The sequence below is a fragment of the Demequina lignilytica genome (assembly GCF_030418375.1).
Classification (GTDB): Bacteria; Actinomycetota; Actinomycetes; order Actinomycetales; family Demequinaceae; genus Demequina; species Demequina lignilytica.
In genome coordinates this window covers 114,685-139,526 of the sequence record NZ_JAUHPZ010000005.1, presented here as the reverse complement: position 1 = coordinate 139,526, position 24,842 = coordinate 114,685, and the positions used below count along the sequence as shown (strand labels likewise).

Genomic DNA, 24,842 nt, shown 5'->3' with positions numbered 1-24,842 from the left:
GGTTGCGCCGCCAACTCGCACCGGCATGTGACGCCGGCGCAAAGCGGTCGGCGCGCACGACCCGGGAGCCCTCTCGTACGTCCACGCCACCTTGAAGCGAAAACGATCGGCGCTGGCACGAGTCAATAGGCCACAGAGAAGTTCGGCTACCCGGGTGCGCCGACAGGAGTAGCGCCAATGTCACCCGACTCGACCGCGCAACTCTGAAGGAATTGAGTCTCGAGGCGCACATTCAGCTAGCCGCGACGACACCGCCGGCCTCGTCGTCGAGCTCCGCCCTATCGCCTCTCGGATCCGGGCCGTGTGGAAGCGTCCCAGCAGACTTCGCGCGCTCGACACGCAATGTCGAGTACGCAAACCTCGTCGCGAGCCACCGTGCCCCAGGCGCCCATACGGCACCGAAAAGGACCATTACCCAGAAGGTCGGCCAGCCCGACAAGGTGCCACCGCCGCTCGCCGGCAACCCCCCTGGCCAAATTGCCGTGATCGCGCCGACTAGGGGGAACCAGAGCCACGACCACCGCACGAACTGGTAGTAGGCACGGTCTACGCGTTCGAGCCGAGGGGCCGCAGACCGGGCATCGCGGACCCCGTACCGTAGCTGAAGTTCCTCGGCCTCTTCGACGATCATGGCGTCGAGGATCATCGCTGCGCTCTCGGGCACCTCCTTTCGCTCGCGAAGGTCGAGGAGCCTTCCCAGACGATGTGTGTGCGGTAGTGCAAAGTCGCCCTTGAGTGCGGGGATCATCGCCGCACCGAGTACGCCCAGAACGGCCGCGAGTACAGTCCACATGCACGAAATCTAGCCGGCCCATTGAATGATGGGTCGTACGAATGTCCTGCTCAACGAACAGATCCAGCGGCGAGCCCCACTGTGCTCGCCGAATCGATCAGCCCGCGGCGGTCGCCATCCTCCCCAGCGCCGCCGCCTCCTCGGTGATGTCGATGCCGACGGGGCACCAGGCGATGCATCGTCCGCAGCCGACGCAGCCGAGCATCCCGAACTGGTCCTCCCAACTGGAGAGCTTGTGGGTGATCCACTGGCGGTAGCGGGCCTTCACGTCGGCGCGGAGGGGGCCACCGTGGATGTAGCTGAAGTTCTCGGAGAAGCAGGAGTCCCAGACGCGGTGGCGTTCAGCGTTGTCGCCGGCGAGGTCGCTGCTGTCCTCGATGGTGGTGCAGAAGCAGGTGGGGCACACGAGCGTGCAGTTGGTGCAGGCGAGGCAGCGGGAGGCGATCTCCTCCCAGCGGGGCGACTCGGCGGAGGCGCGGAGCACGTCGTGGATGGTCGAGGTGTCGATGCTGCGGGTCTGCCGCGCGGCGGCGGCGTCGCTGATGGCGACGGCCTCGTCGTGGTCGTGCTCGGTGCCGGGGGTGGCGCCGGCGGCGTCGGCGACCTCGCGGCCGGCGTCGGTGCCGATCTCGACGATGAAGTGGTGCTCGCCGTCGTGGAGCGACTCGGTCAGGAGCAGGTCGTAGGCGGGCTGCTGGGTGTCGGGGTCCGTGTCGGCGGGACGGGGGCCGGTGCCCATGGAGGCGCAGAAGCAGGTGGCGGCGGGGTCGGCGCAGGCGACCGCGACCACGAAGGTGCCGGCGCGGCGGGCCGCGTAGTGGGCGTCCACGTACCTGCGACTGGCGAGGACGCGGTCCTGGATCTCGGTGGCGCGGAGGTCACAGCTGCGGACGCCGACGAGGGCGACGGGCGCGGCTGCGTCGGCGCCATGCTCGACGGAGAAGTGGTCGTGCTCGCGGCGACCGTGCCAGATGACCTCGTCCGCGGGGAAGAACACGGGCTTGGTGGACTGGGCGGGGGCTGCGAAGCCGAAGTAGGCGTCGTCGTCGCGCTGTCTTGTCCTGTACTGGCCCGGTTCCTGGCTGTCGCCGATGCCGCGTGGCAGGTCGTCAGCCGTGAAGAGGTCACCGGTGACGATCGCGTCGCCCCGGACGGTGGGCCCCATCACGCGATACCCGCGGCGCCGCAGCTCCGCGATGAGCGCGTCGAGGCCGAGAGGATCGAGAATGCGGATGTCGCCCATGACATGCCTCCAGGTTCGACGGTAGGCCTGTCAGCGGGCGGCGCGAGGGACTTTGGTCCCCGGGAGGGACGATGCGGAGATTCCGCTGCATGCCTCAAACCGCGACTCGTCCATACCGGACTTGATGAAGCGATCTCGGCAAGCGTGAGTAGACCCGCGGACTCATTCCGCACCCTTTGACGGCGCGGTGAAGGGGCCGCGTGGGTCGGGCCTGACACACTCTTGCCCATGAGTCACGGGACGGAACACACGGCGACCACGGGCCCGCCGCCGAGCACCGACGACATGCGCCCGATCCACTACATGGGCAACAAGTCTCGGTACCTCAAGGCCATCGAAGAAGCGGTAGACGGAGTCGCACCTCCAGGCAGGGCGGCTTGCGATCTGTTTGCCGGAACGTCGGTCGTGTCTCGACGCCTCGCGCGCAAGCGTCCGGTCCTCAGCGCGGATGTCCAGATGTACTCCCAGGTGCTTGCGCGCGCACTTACGCACCCCACGCGCTTCTCGGCATCCGACGGCGAAGCCATTCTCGCGGCAGCAGAAGCGTGGCTATCGCAAATGCGCCGCGACACGCGCGACCTCCTCGAATACGAAACTCGAGCACTAGAAAACGCGCCTCGAGACCCAGCTGCGTTGGCTCAGTTGATCGAAGCGGGTTCGTTCGCATTCAAGGACCAACTCGATCCAGATCTCGTGCGAGCAAAAGCAAGGGCCGCCAACTCGTTGACACCTACGAGCGCCACTCTTACCTGGTACTACGGCGGCGCGTACTTCTCGTACGCACAAGCGCTCACGCTCGATGCGCTCCGCTATGCGGCAAGAACCGTCGGAGGGCGCGACGACACCGTGGTGGCCGCGATCATGGGAGCGGCGAGCGACGCTGTCTCGACCGTGGGCAACCACTTTGCACAGCCTGTGCAGCCGCGCGGACGTGATGGGAGCATCAAGCGAAACTGGATCGCAAGCGTCGCGCGCAGGCGGGACTACTCGATTCTCCTGGGCTTCGCGGAATGGCTAGCTCGATATGGCCGGCTCACACCGGTCGCGCATCAAGTCCGATCCATACAGGCCGACTTCCGCTCTACGTTGTCAACTATGGGTCCCGATATCGGGGTGATCTACGCGGACCCGCCGTACACGCGCGATCACTACAGTCGCTTCTACCACGTGCTGGAAACCATAGCTCTCGACGACGACCCCGGAGTCACACGGAGCGCTGGTTCAACGCAGCCGAGTCGCGGGCTCTATCGCAAGAGTCGTCACCAGTCGCCATTCAGCATTCGCAGCCAGGCGGCTCACGCCTTCGAGTTCCTGTTCTCACGTGCGGGCGCCCTAGGAGTGCCCGTCGTGCTCTCCTATTCGCCAATGAGCGACGGGACACGCGCACGGCCGGAGACCCGGCTGATGTCGATCGACGAACTTGCCGGCGTAGCCGCAAGCCACTTCCGGTTCGTTGACATCGTTCCGATCGAAGAGTCCACCCACAGCATGTTCAATCGTGCAGAAGTGAGCGTTCAGACCTCAGGCGCGGCGGAGGTCGTACTGGTCGCGAAGAACTAGAGCGCAGGGACCTCGGCCCGCCAAACGGGCGAATCCGGCCAAGCTTTGCGCACTTCTGCCCCCTGAACTCGGACGCGCCGCTTTCGATCCGACCGCCCCTGCCATCTGGAAGCGAGCAAGCCGTCCATCTCCGCATACCCAGCGTCTCCAGGCAATAGCAGGGCGTAGAGAAACGCGCCGCTACGCAGCCTGCAAAAGACCCCAATAGGCGGCCCCGACACTGGGTACGCCCGGCCTCGTGCGGCGGCGAGCTCAAACCGGTAGTTCTTGCTCGCTACTTCAACGCTTGGTCGGCTCTCAACTTCAGAGACGTGCGCATTCTCGTCAACGTGGTACAACGAAATGCGGCGCTGCGAACCGACTTCTGCGCCAAAGAACCCCTCGTAGTTTTCCTGATCGAAATTCGCCTGGGCCCAGCGATCTCCGGCGCGTGGTATCTCCGCGACGAGCACATCCTCAACAAAGGGCGCCACCTCGAGCGCGGGGCTAGTCGGCGAAGAGTGCCTGCGGAGACTGCGTTCGTTTCCGGTGTTGAGCTTCACGCGCTCGAGTACGCGCGGATCGCTGACAGGCAATAGGAAATCGGTGACATCTGTCAGGAAGTCCTCAATGTGCGATGTCGCTTCTGCCCGTTCACCTCCGGTGAGCCTGAGAACTGTGAAAGCCTCCCAGTTTGACCTAAGCCCGCCCATGGTGAGGTTTCCAGAACCGACGACGAGGCTCAGGTGGGACTCGTGCTCAAACCACGCCAGCTTCGGATGGAAGAGCGATGAGTCCGGACTCATGAAGGCTCGGGCATCGAATCGAGGACGCCTTGTCTCGATTGCGACAAGTCTTTCTACGGCAGCAGGATCGGTGATCGAGTCAGTTCCAACGAAGAGCCTGAAGTTGCCCCGCATCAAGAACTCGTCAAAGATCTCGTCCTCAATAAGACTCTTGATCCCACCAAGGTTCGCCCAGGCGAAGATGCCGCCTCCGCCAACCGCACCCATCGACTCAAGCAGCAAGTGCTCCAAGAGGTAACCGCTAGCGCCACCAGGACGCTGGAACTTGAGCACTGGCGACTCCCCCCTCCATTAGCGACACTCTGAGAATAGTGACTGAGTGCCGTAGACGTCAGAGGCGCGCGTAGGAGAAGCCAGCCCCAGAGCTCGACGCCCATGAGTTGCGAATGCGGGGAAGCGCAAACTCCTCTATCACCCGGGCGCTCTTCTCAATGCCTATCCAGCGCCGGCCCAGGGCCTGCGCCGCGACTGCGGTTGTTCCTGATCCCAGGTAGTAGTCGAGCACGACATCGCCTGGATCTGAGGCAACGGCGATGATTCGCTCCAACAGCGCCCGGGGTTTGGGAGTATCGAAAGGTCGCAAGTCAGGAAACTCGTCTAGGAGCGCCCGCTTCGCGCTCCCAGTGTCCCCAACCTCGTCTGCACTCCAAATCGTAAACGGCGCCAGACCCGCAACCTCATCGGCATAGCGCTTCAGGCGCGGCTTGCCTCGCCCACCACGAGGCCAGTAGACGCGACCATCAGCGTCGAGTTCCGCGAGGCGACTCTCCGTGAAAGTCCAACACCTACCGTTGGGCGGATCATGCCTGTCCCCGGTGGGCGTCACGACCGTGTAGAACTGACTCGCCGTTGCATGCCCCGCTTGCACAGTCATCGGGATTGACCGCCAGGGTCCGCGCGGGTCACCATCCGGATTGGCGAACGTCCCGTCGTCCGGCAGGCCGTTGCGCACGCGTTTCCAAGCCTTCGGTCCGCCTGGCGCATAAACGTGGATGTACTCGTGCATGGAACTGAATGCCGTGCGGCTCTCGCGCGTGGTCCGCTTTTGCCATATGACGGTCGCAACGAACGCGTCCTCGCCAAAGACTTCGTCCAGTACGCACCGGGCACGGTGTTGTTCTGAGTCGTCGAGGTGCAGCCACAAGCTCCCCTCAGGCGCGAGAAGTTGCTTGGCGAGCAGAAGGTTTGCACGCAACTCTGTCAGCCAGGAAGCCCGATCAGATCGATCATCGTAGTGCGTGAATCGCTCACCCGTGTTGTACGGCGGATCGAGGTAGCACAGCTTGACACGTCCGACCATATTGTGTGGCGCACGCGCCGCTGCCAACTCAGAGAGTGCGGCCGCGGCGTCTCCGTGGATCAGCACGCTCTCGGCAGACTCACCACAAATCAATGTGCCTCGAACGTCCCAGGTCGATTGAGCCTGCGATCGTTGTGCGAGGGCCTGGCGTTCATTCGGGCCGGCTTTGCCTGGCCAACGCAACTCAGCCGTCGACCTTCGCGCGCGGCCACCGGGCTGTACGGACAGTGGTTCGTGGCGCAACGGCTGGCTCCGATCTCATTCGTCGAGAATGTTACTTGCTGCTCTTCTTACAGGAAGTCACCGACATCGAACGCACGCAGAGCCCTAGCCTGATCGTTGACACCTCATCGGGGCCGGCAACTGCCGGGCCCGAGATCTCCCAAGCCTTCCCACGTGTCGTCTGGCGTAGCGAACCGGCATCGTCGCGCCCCACCCCTCCCAGAAGGAAGGCCTGCTCATGAAGGCACTGATCCACCACTCGTTCGGCAACCCCGCCGAGGTCCTCGCCGTCGAAGAGACAGCCACCCCCGAGCCCGGCCCCGGCGAGGCACGCGTGCGCCTCACGCTCGCCGCCATCAACAACCACGACCTCTGGACGGTCGCCGGCACCTACGGCTTCAAGCCCAGCTTCCCGGCGCGCTCCGGCACCGAGGCCGTCGGCGTGGTCGAGACCGTCGGCGAGGGCGTGGAGCACCTCCAGCCCGGCACGCGCGTCGCCACCGGCGGCACGTTCGGCGTGTGGGCCGAGCAGTTCGTCGCCAACGCCGCCGCGCTCATTCCCGTCCCCGATGGCATCCCCGACCAGGTCGCCGCCCAGCTGGTCGCCATGCCCTTCTCCGCGATCAGCCTGCTCGACTCCCTCAACCTCTCCGAGGGCGACTGGCTGATCCAGAACGCCGCCAACGGCGCCGTCGGCCGCCTGGTCGCGCAGCTCGCCAAGCCTCGCGGCATCAACGTCGTCGGCCTGGTCCGCCGCGCCGAGGGCATCGCGGAGCTCCAGGAACAGAGCATCGACCGCATCGTCGCCACCGACACCGAGGGCTGGCAGGACCGCGTCGCCGCCATCACCGGCGGCGCCCCCATCAAGTTTGGCGTCGAGTCCGTCGGCGGCACGGCCGCGGGCGACGTCATGTCGCAGCTCGCCGGGAACGGCATGCTCGTCGTGTTCGGCGCGATGGCCTCCCCCACCCTGGAAATCGGCTCCGGCGACGTCATCTTCAAGCAGGCCGCCATCCGCGGGTTCTGGGGCTCCAAGGTCAGCGGCGCCATGCCCGCCGAGGACCGCCGCCGCCTCATGGGCGAGCTCTTCGCGGCGCTCACCGACGGCACCATCACCCTGCCCGTCGAGGCCACCTTCGCCCTCGCGGACATCGCGGACGCGGTGACGGCGCACTTCACCCCCGGCCGCACGGGCAAGGTGCTGCTCAAGCCCTGACGGCGGGACGATGCGGGAGTCGCCCTAGGCTGGAAGCAGGGAGGTTCCATGTCCAGCAGCGGCAAGCTCGGGCTGTGGCCCGTGGTGGCGATCGGCGTGGGCGGGATGGTCGGCGGAGGGATCTTCGCCGTGCTGGGCCTCGCGGTGCAGCTCGCCCACGGCGGCACCCCGTTAGCCTTCGCGATCGCCGGCGGCGTCGCGCTGCTCACCGCATACTCGTACGTGAAGCTGTCGCTGGCCTACCCCGGCCGAGGCGGCACGGTGACGTTCCTCAACCGCGCCTTCGGCGCGAACTACCTGACCGGCACCCTGAACGTGCTGCTCTGGCTCAGCTACATCGTGATGCTGTCGCTGTACTCGTACGCGTTCGGCAGCTACGGCGCCACCTTCCTCCCCGACCGGTGGCAGGGGCTCGGGGCACACCTGCTCACCAGCGCCGCGATCGTGCTCATCGCGGGCCTCAACGTGCTGAGCGCCACCATCATCGGGCGCGCCGAGAACTGGATCGTCGGCCTCAAGATCGCCATCCTCGCCCTCTTCGTCGGCGTCGGGGCGTTCGGGATCGACTCGTCGAGCCTGGCACCCGCGGCGTGGGCTCCGCTCCTCCAGGTCGCCGCCGGCGGCATGATCATCTTCCTCGCGTACGAGGGCTTCGAGCTCATCGCCAACACCGCCGACGACGTCGCCGATCCCCACCGCACCCTCCCCCGCGCCTTCTTCATCGCCGTCGGCTTCGTCGTGGTCCTCTACGTCGCCGTGGCGGCGGTGACGGTGGGCAACCTGAGCGTCGACAGCATCGTCGCCGCCAAGGACTTCGCCCTCGCCGAGGCGGCCAAGCCGTTCCTGGGCCAAGCCGGCTTCACCATGATCGCGATCGCGGCGATGCTCTCCACCGCGTCCGCGATCAACGCGACCCTGTACGGCTCGGCGCGGCTGAGCTACAGCATCGTCCGAGCCCACGAGCTCCCCCAGGCCCTCGGGCGTCGCCTGTGGGGACGGGACATCGAGGGCCTGCTCATCACAGCCGCGGTCACCCTGGTGGTCGCGAACACCCTCGACCTCGGCTCGATCGCGACCATCGGATCGGCAGGATTCCTCGTCATCTTCGCCGCCGTCAACGTCGCGAGCGCCGTCCGCTCGCGCGACGTCGCCTCGCGCGCCTGGCTCTCCTGGGTCGCCGCCGCGGCGTGCGTGGTCGCACTCGGCGCGCTGATCTGGCAGACGGCTCAGGACGATGCGCAGAACCTCTCGGTCCTGCTCGGCCTGGTGGGGCTCGCGGCCGGCATCGAGGCGGTGTTCCGCCTCACCGAACGCGCCGAGCTCCGCCTCGAGTGAGCTCTCAGCGGCGCGCTACCCCGGGTGCCGCCACCCCCGCAATGCCCGTGTGGAGAATCTGACACGGACTGACGCTCCGGTTGAAAGACCTGACAAACCGCGTCTAAGGTCGCAAATACTGCGAGTGGGACAAACCCGGTGTTCCGCCCAGAACGATCAAGGGGGATCTCCCGTGCATCACCGATCCAGTATGCGAACCAGAACGATCGCCTTCACCGCGACCGCCGGCCTCGCCGCCAGTGTCGCCGTCGCGGCCGGCGCCCAGGCGGCCGTCCCGACCGACACCACCGACCTCCAGGACGCGGTCACCGCCGAGGGCGTCCTGGAGCACCTGCAGGCGCTGCAGGACATCGCCGACGCCAACGGCGGCACCCGCCAGGCCGGCACCCCCGGTCACGTCGACTCGGTCTACTACATGAAGGACCTGCTCGATGCGGCCGGCTACGAGACCACGATCCAGCGGTTCACCTACGAGCGGGAGACCCTCATCGACGCGACGCTCGAGCAGCTCGCGCCGAACCCGACCTCGTACGTCCACGGCACGGACTTCTTCTACATGGAGGGCGCGGGCGCCACGACCGCCGGCGTCGCAGGCGTCGACCTCGCGCTGGACGACCCCGCGAGCTCCACCAGCGGCTGCGAGGAGTCCGACTTCGCCGGCTTCCCTGCCGGCGGGATCGCCCTGATCCAGCGCGGCGCCTGCACCTTCGCGCTGAAGGCGGAGAACGCGATGGCGGCCGGCGCGACCGGCGTCATCATCTTCAACCAGGGCAACGGCGACGACCGCAAGGTCCTCTTCGGCGGCACCCTCGGCGACCTGCGCGCGACGATCCCCGTGGTCAGCGCCCCGTACGACCTGGGCGTCGAGTTCGCGGAGGCCGAGGGCCTCGAGCTGACCCTCGACGTGGATCTGGTGTGGAACCCGGTCGACACGATGAACCTCCTCGCGGACACCCCGACCGGTCGCACCGACCGCACCGTGGTGGTCGGCGGACACCTCGACTCCGTGGGCGAGGGCCCCGGCATCAACGACAACGGCTCCGGCACCGCCGCGATCCTCGAGACGGCGCTGCAGATGGCGGCGCTCGGCATCGAGCCGGAGAACCGCGTCCGCTTCGCGTTCTGGAGCGGCGAGGAGGACGGCCTGCTCGGCTCCGAGTACTACGTCTCCCAGCTGTCCAAGTCCGAGCTCAAGGGCACCTCGGTGAACCTGAACTTCGACATGGTCGGCTCGCCCAACGCGGTGAACTTCGTCTACGACGGCGACGGCGACGCGTTCGGACTCTCCGGCCCGACCGGCTCCGACGTGGTCGAGGACGTCTTCACCAGCTTCTTCGACGCGGCCGGCGCTCCCACGACGGCGACCGCCTTCGACGGACGCTCCGACTACCTGGGCTTCATCGAGGCGGGCATCCCGGCGGGCGGCCTGTTCACCGGCGCGGAGGGCATCAAGTCCGTCGAGGAGGCCGCGCTCTACGGCGGCATCGCCGGCGTCGCGTACGACCCCTGCTACCACGCGGCCTGCGACACCATCGACAACGTCTCCACGGAGACGCTCGACCTCATGTCGGACGCGATCGCCCACGCGACGCTGACCTTCGCGGACACCACGTCCGCGGTGAGCGGCACCGCCAAGGGCAAGGCCAAGGGGCACTTCAAGGACCTGGAGTTCCTCGGCACCCACGCCGTCCGCTGAACCCGGACGCCTGAACGCCAGCGAGGCCCCCGCCAGTGGCGGGGGCCTCGTTGCCTGCCCGGACCACGCCCGCTAGGGTCGACGGAAATCCGCTCGCACGACCACTGGGGGGTGACACTCGTGCGACACCTGATCGCCACCGCCATTCTCGCGCTGGCCACCGTCGGCGGCGCCGGTGTCCCCGCAGCCGCCGACACGGCCGACAGCGACACCATCGGGTCCACCGCGATCGAGGACATCGTCGCCGCCGAGCTGCCCGCCTCGCTCGCGCCCGGCGTCTCCTACGCCGTGGTCCGCGGCGGCGAGCTCGCCGAGTCCGGCGGACAGGGCGTCGCCCGGAAGGGCACGGACACGCCCGTCACCGCGGACACGCCCTTCCTCATCGGCTCGATCTCCAAGAGCTTCACCGCCCTCGCCGTCATGCAGCTGGTCGAGGCGGGCGACGTGGACCTCGACGCCCCCGGCGGGGACTACGTCGAGGCGCTCGCCGGTACCCCCGCGGGCGCGCCGACCGTGCGGGAGCTCCTCAGCCACACCAGCGGCTTCTCCACCCTCCAGGGCAACACGGCTCACGGGGACCGGAGCGGCGGCGAGGACGACCTCGCCAACGCCGTCAGCGGCCTCGCCGACGTCACCCCCGCCTACGAGCCGGGCACCCGCTGGGAGTACTCGAACACCAACTACCAGGTCCTGGGCCGGCTGATCGAGGAGGTCATCGGCACCAGCTACCAGGCGTACGTGACGGAGCACATCCTCGAGCCGGTCGGCATGACCGCGAGCACAGTCGCCGACGGCGCCGTCCACCTCGAGATGGCCACCGGCCACACCCCATGGTTCTGGACCAAGCGGCCGCTCGGCGAGACGCCCACCGACCGCGCGACCGCCCCGCAGGGCGGGATCATCGCGAGCGCCCATGACCTGTCGCTCTACCTCGGGATGATGATGAACGGCGAGGACGACGTCCTCAGCGCCGCCGGCAAGGCGCAGATGATGCGCCCCGCCAGCGCCGTCTCCCCCTTCTACGGCTTCGGCTGGTACGTCAACGGCGAAGGCACCGTCGGCCACTCGGGCGCCGTTCCCGGCGTCGAGACGCAGGCCACCATGGCTCCGGGCGGGAACGATGCGGTGGTGGTCCTGGTCAACGGCGGCAGCGGCATCGGCTTCGGGGAGACCACCCAGCTGCGGTACGCCGTCACCGCGGCCGCGCTCGACCTCGACTACGCGGGCGAGGGGTCGCGGTGGGGGCAGAAGGCCCTGTTCCTCGGGCTCGCGCTCGCCCCCGTCCTGTACCTGCTCGCCATGGCGTGGGCGTGGGCCAAGCGGGACAAGGTCCGCGCGAAGACCTCCGGCGCCGCCGGCCTGTTCAGCCTGTGGTTCCCGGTGCTCACCACCGCGGCGGCCGCGTGGGTGCTGCTGTGGCTGGTCCCGGGCTTCATGGGCGCGCCGCTATCCACGGTGCGGATCTTCCAGCCCGACATGGCGCTCATCATGACCGCGACCGCCGTGGGCGGCGTCGTGTGGGCGCTGTTCCGGATCGTCATCGCCTACACCGGGCCACGCCCCGCCAACCGCCTACGCTCGACGGTGTGACCCGCACCGCCAAGCCGAAGAAACCCCGCATCCCTCTCGAGGACGCGATCACGCAGTTCGGCCTCCCGCTCGCGAACCGCGACTTCGTCCGCGACCTCGCCGCCCACGTCGGCATCAGCGGCTGCGAGGTCACCCCCGGCTTCATCAAGGCGTTCCGCGCGGACCGCGGCAGCCCGCTGCGGATCGCGTCGGGCCACACCACCGGGTTCGTCTCCCGCGAGGAGGCGAAGGCCGCCGCCGGCGAGGGCGCCGATACCTGGGAGTCCGACCGCGCCTCCCTCTGGGGCGTCACGCACCCCGTCACCTACACGAGCCGGAACACCGCACGCGCCGAGGCCCCCGAACGCGACCACGGCACCTGCCCCGTGCACTTCGTGGCCCTGCCGGCGACGGGTGTGTGCGACCTCTGCGACTGACGCACGCATCGTGGGCCAGCGCACACGCTCACCCGTGCACGTCGCTACCGGCGCGGGCACGGCCCGCATGCCGCGCGGCCCATTCCAGTCTCAACCGGAATAGGCCAGAAGGCACCCCGCTAGTCGCACCCACAGGCACCCGCGGCGGTGCGCGCCTGCCAGCAGCGGTCGCACACGCCGTAGTCGCGCTCGACCGGCTTGGGCGAGGCGGGCTTGGAGAGACGCGCCGGGCGCGGCGCGTCGGCGGGGGCGTCGGACGCCCCGCCCGCCGGAGCCAGCACCGCATCGTCCACCGACACCGCCGCAGCGACCACAATCTTCGGGAACGCGACGCCCCAGTTGGTGGTGCCCGCGCGGTTCGTCTTCGACCACACCGCCTCGGGAAGGCCCGACGCGGAGACCACCTCGACCTCCGACGAGAACCACTCCACCCCACGATGGGTCACGTGCAGCGGATGCATGCCATCGATCCGATGCAGCTTCACGTACGAGGCCTTGAGCTCACCGCCGACGATCCCGGCGCGCAGCGCGATCTGCCGCACCAGCGGCCGGTGCGCGACCTCCAGCTCGAACTCCTCCAGCGCGGCGTCGACGGGGATCAGGTCAGGCGTGTTCACGGCGTCAAGGGTGCCACGGCTCGGACCCTGCTCAGTCCTCGATGACGTCCTCGCCGCGAGCCTCCAGCGCCGCCAACCCGTCCCGCATCCCCTGGAGGCGCTCGGGCGGATGACCCACCCAGTCGCGGATCTCCCCGACCACCCGCACCGGCGCGAGCGTGCGATACGACAGCGTCGGGTTGCCCGGGAAGCGCTTGTCGGTGACGTTCGGGTCGTCCTCGAGCTCGCCGGTCGGCTCGACCACGTAGATCCGGCCGGGCCCGTCGCCCACGGCGAGCTCAGCGCCCCAGGTCGCCGCGTCGAGGGTCCGGGTCACGTACACGTGCCGCAGCGGGGCGTCGGGACGGAAGTTCGACTCGTAGCCGGGCTCGAGCACGTCGCCGGGAGCGAGCGCCGCCTTGGTCCCGTGCAGATACACGGTCCCGTCGCCGTAGACCTCGAAGGGCACCGGTGGCTCGCGCGTCGTTCCTGCGTCGCTCACGTCCCCGGCACCACCGTCCAGGTCCGCTTCATCTCGAGCACCCAGTACACGGCGAACAGCGAGATCTCCCACCACTCGATCGCGAGGATCGCGTGCTCCCAGTGCGCGAAGGTCCGCAGCGCGAACACCACGGGCAGCCCCGCGATCATCGCCACCAGGATCGCGCCGTAGCGCCCGCGCGGCACCTTCTCGGTGCCGCCGAGCGGCTCGGGCCACACGTGGCTCGCGATCGCGGTGGCGAACCCGACGATCAGGAACACGGCGCCGAGCATGTGCACCGCCTGGAAGCCCGTCCCGCGCACCAGCGCGAGCCCGAGCACCACCAGGAACACCAGCTGGAGCGCCTGCGTGATCCAGAACCACACCTTGGTGGCCGTGCGGCGGCTGAGGTCCGCGACCCGCGGGGGGCCGTACTTGAGCTCGACCAGGACGTACACCCCGGCGCCGAGAACGATCAGCACGAGCACGATCCGCAGGGAGTTCAGCAGCTCGTCGGCGCTCGTGCCCGGGGGAGGGTTCGCGACCAACGAGTCGAAGCCGGTGGGCACGAACGCGATCATCAGCGCGTAGAACCCCGCGACGTTGAGCGCGTAGTCCTCGAGCGGGTTGCCCTTGTAGGCGACCAGGCAGACCCCGGTCGCGACCATCGCGCCGACGAAGACGTCCTGCAGCAGCGTGCCGTAGTACTCGCTGATCGACCCCTCGAGGCTCCCGTAGACCACGAGCAGCGCGAGCGAGGACAGGAGGAGCAGCAGCGGCAGCGCCACCAGGAGCATCCGCAGGTTGCGGTACGTCTCCACGGCACGCCACGGCTCGCGTGCCACCTGCTCGCTCGTGCTCCGCATGGCGCCCCCTGCACCGTTGGATCCGTCTCGAGGTCAGGGTTCCATGGTGCGCCCGATGGCTCCCGCTGTCGCGCCGGGCGGCCCTGCTAGCTCCCGGCCGCCCCGCGGGACAGCTCGACGAACCCCAGCCCCTCGTACAACCGGATCGCGCCCACGCTGTCCGCGTCGACGGTCAGCCCCAGCCGGGTCTCCCCCTCCGCGAGCACGGCCCACGCGGCGATCCCCAGCAGCGCCGACGCGATCCCGCGCCGCTGCCACGCCGCGTCCGTGAGCACGCCGATCACGTACGGGTGGTCGGGCGCCTGGGGGTGGACGATGCGCCGGACCGTCAGCACGGCCCCCACCGGCTCCCCGGCATCGCCGAGCGCGACCGGCGACGCCTCCGGCATCACCTCGCCCCACGTGCCGTCGAACGAGGCGAGGGTCTCCGCCCGCAGCGCCTCCTCGGTGTCCTCGGGCGGGTGCAGCGGGTAGGTCGCGTACGCGAGCGCGGCGTGCCACTCGAGATCGTCCATCGCCCAGGGACGATGCCGCGGCCAGGTCCGCGCGCGCTCCGCCACGGCGGCGGCCTCGGCGGCCATGACGATGCGCTCGTATCCCACGCTCTCCCCCATGCGGGGAACGCTAGCAGCGGCCGCCGCGCGGAACTCGGCTCACACCGTGACGCCCACCCCGACCAGCTCGGGCTCGTCGTCCCCCGCCCCGGCGAGGGCCTCGACCGGAGGCTCCCCCGCATCGTCCCGCGTCAGCGAGAACACGGCGGTCGCGACCACGGACCCCACGAGCATGACGATCGCGAGCGGCACCGCCGTCGCCTCGCCGCCGAGGCCGACGAGCGGCGCGACCAGGCCCGCGAGCGCGAACTGCCCGAACCCGAGCAGCGCCGAGGCCGCCCCGCTCGCGTCAGGCACGGCGTCCATCGCCATCGCCGTCACGGTGCCGAGCACCAGGCCCAGCGCGCCGACCGCCACCAGGATGGGCAGCGCGAGCCACAGCGCGGGCACGCCCACCACGACCATGAGCGCGAGCGCCACCGTCCCCGCGAGGTTGAGCGACAGCCCCAGCCGCGCGAGCCGGCGCACCCCGAAGCGGCCGGTCAGGTTCATGGCGGCACCGCTCACCACCATCAGCACCAGGGCGTTGACTCCGAACGCGAGCCCGTACTGCCAGGCGGACAGCCCCATCATCTGCTGGTAGAGGAAGGGCGAGGCGGAGATGTACGCCATCATCGTCGAGAACGCGAAGGCGAACGCCAGCGCCGCCCCGACGTACTGGCGCGTGCCGAGCTCACGCAGGCCCGCCCGGAGGGACGATGCGCCGCCGGCCCCCCGCGCCTCGCGCGGGTGGGTCTCGGGGACGAACATCAGCACGGCGACCAGCGAGGCCACGCCGATCCCGGCGACGATCCACAGCAGCCCGCGCCAGCCGAGCGGCGCCGCGAGCAGGCTGCCCGCGATGGGCGCGACCACGGGTGCGGCGCCCGAGACGATCATGAGCGCGCTGAACGCGCGCGCCGCCTGCCGGCCGTGCGCGAGGTCCGCGATCACGGTGCGGCCGATCACCATGCCCGCCGCGCCGCTGAGGCCCTGGATCAGGCGGGCGGCGACCAGCAGCGCGACGGTCGGCGCGACCGCCGCGGCGGCCGAGGAGAGCACGAAGATCACGACGCCCGCGACGAGCGGTCCGCGCCGGCCCAGCCGGTCGGACAGCGGCCCGAACACCAGCTGTCCCACCGCGGCGCCCACCAGGAAGGCGGTGAGCGAGAGCTGGATCGCCGAGGTCGAGGCGCCCAGCTGCTCCGCCATGTCGGGGAAGGCCGGCAGGTACAGGTCGGTCGCGAACGGCGCGGCCGCGGCGAGCAGCCCGGCGGTCACGATCAGCGCGGTGGTGAGCCGGGGCATCCGGCGGGGCGCGGCCTCGGCGGCGGGGGTGGTCATGCAGACTCCTTATAGTTATGAATTCATAACTATAGTACGATAACTTCCGCAGGCAAGGAAGGGAGCGTGACGATGACGTCCCGCACGGATCACCTGGCAGACGTCGCCACCGCGGCGATCTCCGTCGCGCGCAAGATCCAGAGCGTGCCGTTCGACGATCCCGGGATCGTCCCGCTCTGCCACCTCGACCGGATCGTCATCCGCCACATCGACCGCTTCCCCGGACTGCAGCCGTCCGAGGTCGCCGCCGACCTCGGCCTGCAGGCGTCGAACACCTCGACCGCCATCCGGTCGCTCACGCGGTTGGGCCTGGTCGAGAAGCGCACGGACGGCGCCGACCGGCGGGCGAAGCACCTCCACCTGACCGCCGCCGGCGAGGACGTCGGCCGCCGCGTGCGCGGAGAGTGGGCCGCCCTGCTCGACCCGCTGGTCGCCTCCGACGAGGACGCCGCGACGCTCGCGCGGGCTCTCGTGGCCCTGGACGACGCGCTGAACCGCCACGTCGGATCCCACGGCGCCCTCGGCCCGGACCGCACCGAGCCGGGCGCTCAGGCGTCGACGTCGGTGACCCCCTCGTAGAGCCCGATCACGTTGCCGTCCGGGTCGGCGATCACCGCCCACCACGAGGTCTCGGAGATGGGCGACTTCTCCATCAGCACGGACGCCCCGTTCGCCCGAGCGAGCGCGACCGTGTCATCGATGGAGTCGACCTCGACGTAGCTGCGCGGCTGCGAGAAATCCTCGGAGCGCGGGGCCAGCCCTCCCCCGCTGATCTGGTTGGGAGCCTGCCACATCGGATAGCCCTCGAAGCCGGGCGGCTCCGCGATCCGCCACCCGAACAGCGCCGAGTAGAAGCCGGACGCCGCCGCCAGGTCGGAGACCGGGATGTCGATGTGCGTGATGTCGCCGTGAGCCATGCGTGCCTCCCAGGGGTCGGGACGGCCGGGGCGCCGCCCACCCGACGAGTCTGCGTCGCGGGACGATGCGCGGCAACAGGAGCGCCCGCGGCGCCGGGGCCGGACCTACTCGAGATCCCCCAGATCGACCCCAAGATCGATCTCCCGCGGCCCGCCGACCCCCGCGCCCGGGGGCGGCACCGGCTTGGGCAGGCGCGCGGCCGTATGGACCTCCTCGCGGACCAGCGCCTCGGGAAGCGTGCCCAGGAAGTAGGCGTCCTCGACGAAGCCGAGCCCAGCCGACGTGCTCACCCATGCGCGCACGGGCGTGTGTGCGAAGGTCCGGGTGACGATCAGCCTGTCCCGCGCCCGCGTGAGCGCCACGTAGAGCACCCGCCGCTCCTCCTCGATCGAGTCGACGTCGCCCAGGGAGCGCGCGGACGGGTACGCCCCGGCCGAGACCCCCGCGCAGAACGCCCAGTCCCGCTCGAGCCCCTTGGCCGAGTGCACGGTGGAGACGATGACGTGGTCGCCGTCGGAGCGGTCCTGCGACAGCTCCGATGTGAACACGGGCGAGAGCAGGTATTCCTCGATGAACGCGTTGATCGACGGTCGCGACGCGGCGAGCCGCTCGACGTGCGAGAGGTCGCGTGACCGGGCGTCCCAGTTGTCGTTGCGGTACTTGTGCGCCAGCACGGGAGTGAGCATGGAGGCCGCCCGGCCCACCGCATCGTCCACCCGGGCCGAGGCCTCCTCGATGGCGTCCAACCCGGCGGCGAGCCAGCCAGGCAGCCCCTTCAGGGCGCGCTCGCGCGCCTCCCGCGCGGAGAGCCCGGCGCCGCGCGCGTCGAGCACGTCGTCGAACACCCGCGCCGCCGTCCGGTCGCCCACGCGGGGCAGCAGCGTGAGCAGGCGCATCCAGGCGATCTCGTCGTCGGGGTTGGACACCACGCGCAGCGCGGAGAGCACGTCGCGCACGTGCGCGCTCTCGAGCAGCTTGACGCCGCCGAAGAAGACGTAGGGGATGTCGTTCTCGACCAGCCGGGCCTCGATCGCGCGACCCGAGTAGTTGGAGCGCACCAGGATCAGGTGGGTGGCCCAGGGCTGGCCGTCGTCGCGGGCGCGCATCATCTCGGCGGCGATCCAGCCCGCCTCGTCCTGCGGGGTCTCGAAGGAGTGCAGCTCGGGCTTGGCCCCGCTGCCCCGCACGGCGCGCAGGTGCTTGTCGTAGCCCAGCGGCGACTGGTCGAGCAGCCAGTTGCTCAGGTCGAGGATCTCCTGCGTCGAGCGGTAGTTGTCCTCGAGCTTGAGCACCCGCGCGCCGGGCACGCGGTCGCGGAAGCTGTGGATGGACGCGAAGTCGGCGCCGCGGAAGCCGTAGATCGACTGCGCGTCGTCGCCCACGCAGTAGAACCGCGTGCGCGGGACCAGGGGGTCGATCAGCAGCCACTGCAGAGGGTTGGTGTCCTGCATCTCGTCGACCAGGATCTCCTCGTAATGGCTGCCCACCCAGGCGGCCACCTCGGGGTCCTTGAGCCGCTCGGCGAAGATCATGAGGATGTCGTCGTAGTTGAGGTACTGCCGCTCGCGCTTGCGCTCCTCGAAGGCCCGCACGATCGCGCCGACGGCCTTCGCGTCGATGGTCTGGTCGGGATGCTTGACCCGGATCGCCTCGGCGAGGGTGATGCGGGTGTTCCGCGCGAAGGACAGGACGTCGACGATCTGGTCCGCCTTGAGCCCCTCGACACGCTTGCCGCGCCCGACGACGCCGCGCATCACCTGCGCCTGGTCCTCCGCGTCGAGCACGCTCCAGCCCTCGTAGCCGAACACGTCGGGGTTGTTGCGGACGTGCCGCATCGCCCACCCGTGGAAGGTCATGGCGGCGACGCCCTCCTGAGCGCCACCGACCCCGATCTCGGCCTGGACGCGGGAGCGGATCTCGGCGGCCGCGCGGCGGGTGAACGTGATGGCGAGCAGCCGCTCGGGGGCCACCCCCTGGCGCAGCTGGTGCCGGAGCCGCGCGACGATCGTGGTGGTCTTCCCCGTGCCCGCGCCCGCGAGGATCAGATTGTGGCTCGACCCGGTGAGGACGGCCTCGCGCTGGGCCGCGTTGAGGCCCTCGAGAACCGTGTCCGCGCCCGCCTCCGCCATGCGCACGAGTCTAGGCGCGGGGTGGGACAGCGACTCCCGACCCGATCCGGGCATCCCGGACAAAAGTCGCAGGGCTCCCGATCCGCTGGCATGATCGAAGGCACCAGGACACGGAGCGGTGGCTGTGGTGCTGAGGGTCACGTGGCCGGCGCGTCGAGCGAGGCAAGTGGAGACCCGTCATGGCATCGACCCTCAACGTTGACGTCCGACCCAGCGACACCCAGGCCTTCGAGGACGGCGTGCGCGCCGTCCTCTACACGCGGGTCAGCTATCGCGCCGAGACCGGGGACAAGCCCGACGGCGCCGAGGCGCCGCTCGCCGTCGGCGCCACCGTGCGCGCCGAGCTCGAGACCGACGGCACCGCCCAGTTCGAGATCGCCGATTTCGCAGGCGACGCCAGCGTCGAGGTGGCGATCGAGGCGTCCCAGGGCACCCGGCTGTGGGCCGCCAAGGTCAAGGCGGCCCGCGGCAACGATCGCGCGTTCCACGCCTCCGCCACCTTCCCCGTCGACACGCTCGTGGACGCGACCGTGCGTACCGAGCCCGACAGCACGCCCGCGTGGCGGCGGGCGGGACGGTTCGTGCGGCTCGACGACCAGGTCGCCGACTTCGGCGGCACCCGCCTCTACGTCGCGCCCCTCGCCACCCGTGCCGACGACTCGCAATGGGCGGCGCTGCGCGCGGTGCTCGGCATGGGCGGGAACGGCGCGGTGGACACGTTCGAGGCCGAGGCGATCGACGCGGGCGCGGTGGCCGCGAACGCCGTGACCACGCTCGGCCTGCGCGAGGCCACCCTGCGCACCGACGGCGGCTTCGCCTTCGAGGCCGCGCTGTCGGACGGGCCGACGGAGACGGGCTGGGCCTGGTTGCTCGTCGGACGCGAGTCCTTCGCGGGCTTCCACCCCGACGACCCGGCGGTGGCGTCCGCCGAGCACATCGTCATCGTCCTGCCCGCCGGCGCCCTCCTCGAGGGGGACGATGCGGCGGATGGGGGCGGCGCCTCGTCCCCCTCGGGCGTCCCGATGGACTTCGACGAGCGGCAGCTGATCGACAACCCCGCGGACTTCGCCGAGGATCCCGGGAGCGTCTGCCACCCGTTCAGCGCACCCCAGCGCATCCTGGGCGAGCGCCCGTTCCACACCATCCTGCGGGTGGACCAGCCCGAGGTGGGCGGCGGCAAGGTCGGCACGGACTGGCGGGCGCCGCTGCTCGGGCTGAGCCTCGCGTCGATGCCGATGCGGACCCGCGCGCTCGCCGCGCGCGACAGCGACCGCCCGCTCGAGACCGTGGTCCGCGACTCCGTGATCACCCGCATGCGGTCCCCCGAGACCATGACGGAGTGGTCGCGGTGGATCGGCAACCGCGCGGAGGGGCGACGCGCGGTCAGCCGCAGCAACCCGATCCGCTGGGAGGGCGACCCGACCGAGTACCAGGCGACCACCGTGTGCGGCGGCCACATCCTCGACTGGCGCGTGCAGTGGCGCTCCAACGGATACTCGCTCGGCAACGTCGCCTACTCCCTCACCCTGGCGCCGCGCCAGGTCCGCCGCATCTCCCGGGTCTCGTGGTCGCGAAGGGACCGCGCGCGGCGCTCCGAGCGCACGCGCCAGCAGGACTCCGTCTCGCAGACCACGCTCAGCGACCGCGACTACTCCGACGCGGTCCAGTCGAGCCTCAGCGAGTGGGCGCACGGCGAGTCCGAGTCGAAGACCACCTCGGCCGCGGGCGGCATCGGCTTCGCGATGGGGCCCGTGGTCATCGGCGGCGGCGCGGCGCACGGCCGCTCCAGCGCATCGTCCACCCAGACGGGCGGGCGGCGGGTGGGCGCGAGCGAGGAGCAGCGCCTGCGCGACGCGATCCGCCAGTGGGGCGAGTCCGCGCGCTCCCTCAACAGCACCGTGGTCACGGAGGTCACGCAGGAGGAGGAGGCGGAGGGCGTCTCCGAAGTGGTCCGCAACATCAACTACTGCCACTCGCTCACCGTCACGTACTCCGAGATCCTCCGCCACCTCCGCGTGGACACCGTGCTGTCCGGCGTGCGGGAGTGCCTGTTCGTGCCGTTCACCATCACGCCGTTCGACCTGGAGAAGGCCATCTCGTGGCGTGAGCAGCTGCGCCGCGGGCTGCGCTCCCGCGAGCTCCGCTCGGCGCTCGACCACCTGGAGGAGGTCGAGAACGACTGGACCGGCTCGGACATCCCGGCCGGCGCGCGCAAGGACCAGCAGATCGAGTACCTCAGCGGCTCGATCTACGTGGACCTCTCGATCGAGCGGCCGCGGGCCCAGCTCAAGGACGAGGAGCTCGCCGACTACCTCAAGCTCGCCTGGGGCCCGTTCGGCCGCATCCTCGCCAGGCCCGCACGGCAGGTCCACGACCTGCTCGAGGCGATGGCCGAGCAGCGAGACTCCTACTACCAGCGCGAGGTCGCGCCCGGGATGGCGGTCAAGTGGGCGGACCGGCTCGAGCTGTTCGCGGGGGACAAGAAGATCGACAGCATCGACCTCACGCTCGCGACGCGGTACCGCTTCGGCAGCAAGGTGCGGATCGACTTCCAGGCGGCCGCCCCGGACGGCGTCACCCGCGACGACCTCAAGGAGCTCAAGGTGGTCGCGGGGCACGACCTCCCGCCGGGCAGCTCGGCGAACCTCCGCAGCGCGTCGATCGACTACTCCACCGCCACGTTCGACCACTCCGCCCGGTCGGCGCCCCTGGTCGGGGACCTGATCGACGTCGAGACCGGGGCGATCGATCCCGAGGGCGCCGTGTCCTACCTGCGCCTGACGCCGTGGGAGCTGCGCGACCAGCGCGTCGAGATCGAGAGCCAGGTGGACCAGCTCATCACGCACCTCAACGCCAACCGGGTCTACTACCACAAGGTGATCTGGTGGCTCATGGACCGCGACGAGCTCTACATGATGCTCGACGGCTTCACCAGCCCCTACGGCCGGCGCTTCGACGGCACCGACTGGGTCGACGACCCGGGCCGCTCGATCGCCTCGGTGGTCGAGCGCGAGCCGCTCGCGATCCTGGGCAACTCCCTGGTGCTGCGGGTGGCGAGCGGCGCCTTCCTGGGAGTCGACGGACACCCCAGCCCCGACGCCCTGCGCGAGTACTACGTGGACGGCGCCGCGGTGCCCGAGCCCCTGCGCGTCAGCCTGCCCACCCAGGGCCTGTACGCGCGGGCGCTCATGGACGAGTGCCTCGCGTGCGAGGAGCACGCGGGCAGCCTCGACTGGGTGCTCGCCCAGGACGAGCCGGAGCTGGAGGCTCTCGCGTCCCAGCTGATCAGCCGGCGCGCCGAGCCCGCCAACCTCACCCCGACGGAGTTCAACGACTCGCTCATCAACCTCCACGCGGCCCCCGCCGCACCCGCCCCGACGGGACTCGCCGGGATCCTCGAGGCCGTCACCTCCGCCGACTCCTTCCGCGACATGGCGGGGCTCGCGAAGACCCAGGACAACTCGATCGAGGGCCTCAAGCAGGCGGCGTCGCTCGCGACGGGCTTCGCCTCCAAGGCCGTGGACCTGCAGACCGCCAAGTACGGCACGCAGGAGGCCAAGCGCAAGCTCGACAACATCAAGAAGGCCAAGGAGCTGGGGCTGATCGACGACAAGGAGGCGACGGCTCAGGCGAAGAAGGTGCTCGAGAGCCAGAACGTGGCGACCGCGGGCGGCTCGCTGCTGGACAACCAGCAGGTGGGCAAGGTGGTCGACAAGGGTGCCGACGGCAAGGTCAAGGTCACCCGGCAGACCGCCGAGGGCGCGGAGACGGTCGAGGTCGACGCGTCGAAGAAGGACGACAGCGGCTCCGACTCCTCCTCGTCGAAGAGCCCCGCGACCCGCACCCCCGCCCCCGGCACCAACCCCGGCTCCACCGTCGCCGACGCGCAGGCGATGATCACCACCATCCGCGGGCTGGACCCCAGCACCGTGAAGTTCACGTTCGCCCCCGACGACGTCGCCGACAGCCTCGCGCGGCTCTTCTCGGACAAGAAGCACCCGAGCCAGGGCAAGCTCAACCTCTGCGGGCCGGCCGCGACGCTGCGCGCCGTGATGAACCGCGACCGCAAGCTGGTCGCCGGGTTCGTCGCCGGCCTCTACGCGCACGGGGACGCACGCTGGGGCACCCGGACCGTCGAGCCCGGCGGGGATCTGCGCCGTCAGCTGATGGATCCCGCGTGGGGCGTCGAGCCCGCCGCCTGGATCGCGATGAGCTCGCTGCGGGACGACGAGAACTGGCTGCTCGACTTCGAGGGAACCCCCGACGAGGACGTCGCGGCCGCGACCACGCCCGGAGAGGTGGCCGACTGGCTCGAGGAGACCAACCTCTACTCGAACGTGCGGAACGAGGCGAACCTGGTGGTCAACCGCGACGTCGACCACATCCTGGGCCTCACGCCCGACAACCGCCATGACGTGATCCTGCTCATCCACGCGCACCTGCTGCGCGGGCAGCCGGTCGCGGCCTCCGGCGGAGCCCCGATCGACGGCGAGGTGAAGTCCGACGAGTTCATCCTCAACTCGTTCCCCAACCACTTCATCATGCTCGACGGGCCGGCGACGCTGAACGGCGACCGGGTGGAGTTCAACGCGTGGTCGTGGGGCACCAACTACGACGTGAGCGTCCCGGTCGACACGTTCAGGAAGAACTACTACGGGGCCGTCATCGCGACCGCCTGAGCCGCCTGGCCCCCGACGCCCCTGACAGCGGGCCGAATTCGGACATTCCGGTTGACATCCACCGTGCTCGGGCGCATGCTGACACATGTCGGTCGAACGACCGAACGAGGAGCGGCAGAGATGCGGCTCCCCGGCCAGCAGATGGAGTCCCCGCCATGACCACCTACGACAACCCCGACCTGCGGTACGTGCCGTCCCCCGACCCGAACCTGGCGATCGCGCAGGCGATCGCGCAGCTGACCTACCGTCGCGTCAACGGGCACCTGCCCGGCCGCGACGAGCACCGCGTGCACCGCATCCCCCGCCAGCGCGTCCTCGCCGACCGGCTGCGCCACGCCGGCCAGGTGTCGCTCGACGCGGTCGCCGCGCGCGCCCGCCGCTGGTCCGACGCCCTCGCCGACGCCGGCACCCACGGCACCGGCACCCCGAGCGCGGCCTGACACCGGCCGTACCCTGAGACAGAGGATCTGATGACACCGACCGCCACCGCCGACGCGACCACCACGGATCGCATCCTGGCCGCCTGCCGCGAGCAGATCCTCACGGGCGGAGCGGCTTCGGTGTCGACCCGGAAGGTCGCCGACGCCGCCGGCGTGCCGCTGTCCCAGATCCACTACCACTTCGGGTCGAAGCGCGGCCTGATGCTCGCCACCTTCGCCGCCGAGGACCGCCGCCTCCTCGACCGTCAGGCCGCGATGTACGCCGGGAACGAGCCCTTCGCCGTCCAATGGCGACGGGCCTGCGACCACCTCGACCAGGACCTCGAGTCCGGGTACGTGCGCATGCTCCAGGAGATGATCACCGCCGGCTACTCCGACGACGAGCTGCGGGCCCAGGTGCGCGACATGCTCGGCGGCTGGTCCGGCCTCATCACCGAGGCCCTGCGCTACCACTACGCCCACGGCCTGCGGCTCGGCGGCCTCACCGCCGACGAGGCCTGCGCGCTCATCGCCGCGGTCTTCCTGGGGGCTGAGACACTGTGCCTCATGGGTCAGACCGACGACGCGACCCCGGTCCGCGACGCGCTCCGCGCGCTCGAGCCGCTGCTCGCCGCCGCCCAGCAGCCCTGACGCCATCCCC

Annotated in this window: 21 protein-coding genes; 10 read left to right on the top strand and 11 right to left on the bottom strand. The window is 70.0% G+C overall.

What is annotated here, in order from left to right:
- Positions 1-232: 232 nt before the first annotated feature.
- Positions 233-793 carry a hypothetical protein gene (locus QQX13_RS09425; RefSeq protein ID WP_301153256.1) on the bottom strand — a complete coding sequence of 187 codons (561 nt, stop codon included), beginning with the start codon at positions 791-793 and terminating at the stop codon, positions 233-235.
- A gap of 97 nt (positions 794-890) precedes the next feature.
- Positions 891-2,036: a 4Fe-4S dicluster domain-containing protein gene (locus QQX13_RS09420; RefSeq protein WP_301153254.1), complete on the bottom strand. Its 1,146-nt coding sequence runs from the start codon at positions 2,034-2,036 to the stop codon at positions 891-893.
- A gap of 285 nt (positions 2,037-2,321) precedes the next feature.
- Between QQX13_RS09420 and QQX13_RS09415 the strand changes: the two genes are divergently transcribed.
- A complete protein-coding gene (locus tag QQX13_RS09415) occupies positions 2,322-3,596 on the top strand; it encodes a DNA adenine methylase (protein WP_301153253.1) in 1,275 nt (424 codons plus the stop codon).
- On the opposite strand, the gene QQX13_RS09410 is transcribed toward QQX13_RS09415, so the two are convergent.
- Together QQX13_RS09410 and QQX13_RS09405 are read right to left on the bottom strand one after the other, a co-directional pair.
- On the bottom strand, positions 3,593-4,654 hold the full coding sequence (locus QQX13_RS09410) for a phospholipase D family protein (protein WP_301153252.1): 1,062 nt from the start codon (positions 4,652-4,654) through the stop codon (positions 3,593-3,595). The genes QQX13_RS09415 and QQX13_RS09410 overlap by 4 nt on opposite strands.
- A gap of 58 nt (positions 4,655-4,712) precedes the next feature.
- A complete protein-coding gene (locus QQX13_RS09405) occupies positions 4,713-5,747 on the bottom strand; it encodes a site-specific DNA-methyltransferase (protein ID WP_301153251.1) in 1,035 nt (344 codons plus the stop codon).
- 394 nt (positions 5,748-6,141) lie between these two features.
- On the opposite strand from QQX13_RS09405, the gene QQX13_RS09400 reads away from it, so the two are divergent.
- From QQX13_RS09400 to QQX13_RS09380, 5 genes are all read left to right on the top strand, one after another.
- Positions 6,142-7,119 (top strand): zinc-binding dehydrogenase, encoded by a 978-nt coding sequence (locus tag QQX13_RS09400; protein WP_301153250.1) that lies wholly within the window; start codon positions 6,142-6,144, stop codon positions 7,117-7,119.
- Between the two features lie 48 nt (positions 7,120-7,167).
- On the top strand, positions 7,168-8,454 hold the full coding sequence (locus tag QQX13_RS09395; RefSeq protein WP_301153249.1) for an APC family permease: 1,287 nt from the start codon (positions 7,168-7,170) through the stop codon (positions 8,452-8,454).
- 190 nt (positions 8,455-8,644) lie between these two features.
- Positions 8,645-10,150, top strand: a complete 1,506-nt coding sequence (locus tag QQX13_RS09390) for a M20/M25/M40 family metallo-hydrolase (protein WP_301153248.1) — start codon at positions 8,645-8,647, stop codon at positions 10,148-10,150.
- Positions 10,151-10,270: 120 nt separating this feature from the next.
- Positions 10,271-11,740 carry a serine hydrolase gene (locus QQX13_RS09385; RefSeq protein WP_301118549.1) on the top strand — a complete coding sequence of 490 codons (1,470 nt, stop codon included), beginning with the start codon at positions 10,271-10,273 and terminating at the stop codon, positions 11,738-11,740.
- Positions 11,737-12,156, top strand: coding sequence for a hypothetical protein (locus QQX13_RS09380; RefSeq protein ID WP_301118550.1), 420 nt, complete (start codon positions 11,737-11,739; stop codon positions 12,154-12,156). Before QQX13_RS09385 ends, QQX13_RS09380 begins: the two co-directional genes overlap by 4 nt.
- 119 nt (positions 12,157-12,275) lie before the next feature.
- Here QQX13_RS09380 and QQX13_RS09375 read toward each other — a convergent pair whose 3' ends face one another.
- From QQX13_RS09375 to QQX13_RS09355, 5 genes are all read right to left on the bottom strand, one after another.
- Entirely contained in the window at positions 12,276-12,773 is a 498-nt protein-coding gene (locus QQX13_RS09375) for a hypothetical protein (protein ID WP_301118551.1), read from the bottom strand.
- 31 nt (positions 12,774-12,804) lie between these two features.
- On the bottom strand, positions 12,805-13,221 hold the full coding sequence (gene arr / locus QQX13_RS09370) for an NAD(+)--rifampin ADP-ribosyltransferase (RefSeq protein ID WP_301118624.1): 417 nt from the start codon (positions 13,219-13,221) through the stop codon (positions 12,805-12,807).
- 29 nt (positions 13,222-13,250) lie between these two features.
- Positions 13,251-14,099, bottom strand: a complete 849-nt coding sequence (locus QQX13_RS09365) for a hypothetical protein (protein ID WP_301153246.1) — start codon at positions 14,097-14,099, stop codon at positions 13,251-13,253.
- 86 nt (positions 14,100-14,185) lie between these two features.
- Complete coding sequence (locus QQX13_RS09360; RefSeq protein WP_301153244.1) at positions 14,186-14,713, bottom strand: GNAT family N-acetyltransferase; 528 nt, start codon at positions 14,711-14,713, stop codon at positions 14,186-14,188.
- A 39-nt stretch (positions 14,714-14,752) separates the two neighbouring features.
- Entirely contained in the window at positions 14,753-16,036 is a 1,284-nt protein-coding gene (locus QQX13_RS09355) for a multidrug effflux MFS transporter (RefSeq protein ID WP_301153243.1), read from the bottom strand.
- Between the two features lie 72 nt (positions 16,037-16,108).
- On the opposite strand from QQX13_RS09355, the gene QQX13_RS09350 reads away from it, so the two are divergent.
- Positions 16,109-16,615 (top strand): MarR family winged helix-turn-helix transcriptional regulator, encoded by a 507-nt coding sequence (locus tag QQX13_RS09350; protein WP_301153286.1) that lies wholly within the window; start codon positions 16,109-16,111, stop codon positions 16,613-16,615.
- On the opposite strand, the gene QQX13_RS09345 is transcribed toward QQX13_RS09350, so the two are convergent.
- Both QQX13_RS09345 and QQX13_RS09340 read right to left on the bottom strand, forming a co-directional pair.
- Positions 16,585-16,953: a VOC family protein gene (locus QQX13_RS09345; protein WP_301153241.1), complete on the bottom strand. Its 369-nt coding sequence runs from the start codon at positions 16,951-16,953 to the stop codon at positions 16,585-16,587. The two genes, QQX13_RS09350 and QQX13_RS09345, sit on opposite strands and share 31 nt — an antisense overlap.
- Positions 16,954-17,058: 105 nt before the next feature.
- A complete protein-coding gene (locus tag QQX13_RS09340) occupies positions 17,059-19,083 on the bottom strand; it encodes an ATP-dependent helicase (protein WP_301153239.1) in 2,025 nt (674 codons plus the stop codon).
- Between the two features lie 179 nt (positions 19,084-19,262).
- Here QQX13_RS09340 and QQX13_RS09335 point away from each other — a divergent pair, with 179 nt between their 5' ends.
- From QQX13_RS09335 to QQX13_RS09325, 3 genes are all read left to right on the top strand, one after another.
- The gene (locus QQX13_RS09335) at positions 19,263-23,762 is read left to right on the top strand and encodes a hypothetical protein (protein ID WP_301153237.1); all 4,500 of its coding nucleotides are present in this window, start codon (positions 19,263-19,265) and stop codon (positions 23,760-23,762) included.
- 155 nt (positions 23,763-23,917) lie between these two features.
- Positions 23,918-24,202 (top strand): hypothetical protein, encoded by a 285-nt coding sequence (locus tag QQX13_RS09330; protein WP_301153235.1) that lies wholly within the window; start codon positions 23,918-23,920, stop codon positions 24,200-24,202.
- A 30-nt stretch (positions 24,203-24,232) separates the two neighbouring features.
- Positions 24,233-24,832: a TetR/AcrR family transcriptional regulator gene (locus QQX13_RS09325; RefSeq protein ID WP_301118559.1), complete on the top strand. Its 600-nt coding sequence runs from the start codon at positions 24,233-24,235 to the stop codon at positions 24,830-24,832.
- Positions 24,833-24,842 lie beyond the last annotated feature (10 nt).

What these genes read in the sequence shown, in the direction of transcription:
- QQX13_RS09360 (WP_301153244.1), bottom strand. Translation starts at nt 14,713, where the DNA reads ATGGGGGAGAGCGTGGGATACGAGCGCATCGTCATGGCCGCCGAGGCC.
- QQX13_RS09325 (WP_301118559.1), top strand. Translation starts at nt 24,233, where the DNA reads ATGACACCGACCGCCACCGCCGACGCGACCACCACGGATCGCATCCTG.
- QQX13_RS09420 (WP_301153254.1), bottom strand. Translation starts at nt 2,036, where the DNA reads ATGGGCGACATCCGCATTCTCGATCCTCTCGGCCTCGACGCGCTCATC.
- QQX13_RS09350 (WP_301153286.1), top strand. Translation starts at nt 16,109, where the DNA reads ATGACGTCCCGCACGGATCACCTGGCAGACGTCGCCACCGCGGCGATC.
- QQX13_RS09390 (WP_301153248.1), top strand. Translation starts at nt 8,645, where the DNA reads ATGCGAACCAGAACGATCGCCTTCACCGCGACCGCCGGCCTCGCCGCC.
- QQX13_RS09415 (WP_301153253.1), top strand. Translation starts at nt 2,322, where the DNA reads ATGCGCCCGATCCACTACATGGGCAACAAGTCTCGGTACCTCAAGGCC.
- QQX13_RS09345 (WP_301153241.1), bottom strand. Translation starts at nt 16,953, where the DNA reads ATGGCTCACGGCGACATCACGCACATCGACATCCCGGTCTCCGACCTG.
- QQX13_RS09355 (WP_301153243.1), bottom strand. Translation starts at nt 16,036, where the DNA reads ATGACCACCCCCGCCGCCGAGGCCGCGCCCCGCCGGATGCCCCGGCTC.
- QQX13_RS09365 (WP_301153246.1), bottom strand. Translation starts at nt 14,099, where the DNA reads ATGCGGAGCACGAGCGAGCAGGTGGCACGCGAGCCGTGGCGTGCCGTG.
- QQX13_RS09340 (WP_301153239.1), bottom strand. Translation starts at nt 19,083, where the DNA reads ATGGCGGAGGCGGGCGCGGACACGGTTCTCGAGGGCCTCAACGCGGCC.
- QQX13_RS09425 (WP_301153256.1), bottom strand. Translation starts at nt 793, where the DNA reads ATGTGGACTGTACTCGCGGCCGTTCTGGGCGTACTCGGTGCGGCGATG.
- QQX13_RS09395 (WP_301153249.1), top strand. Translation starts at nt 7,168, where the DNA reads ATGTCCAGCAGCGGCAAGCTCGGGCTGTGGCCCGTGGTGGCGATCGGC.
- QQX13_RS09400 (WP_301153250.1), top strand. Translation starts at nt 6,142, where the DNA reads ATGAAGGCACTGATCCACCACTCGTTCGGCAACCCCGCCGAGGTCCTC.
- QQX13_RS09330 (WP_301153235.1), top strand. Translation starts at nt 23,918, where the DNA reads ATGACCACCTACGACAACCCCGACCTGCGGTACGTGCCGTCCCCCGAC.
- QQX13_RS09335 (WP_301153237.1), top strand. Translation starts at nt 19,263, where the DNA reads ATGGCATCGACCCTCAACGTTGACGTCCGACCCAGCGACACCCAGGCC.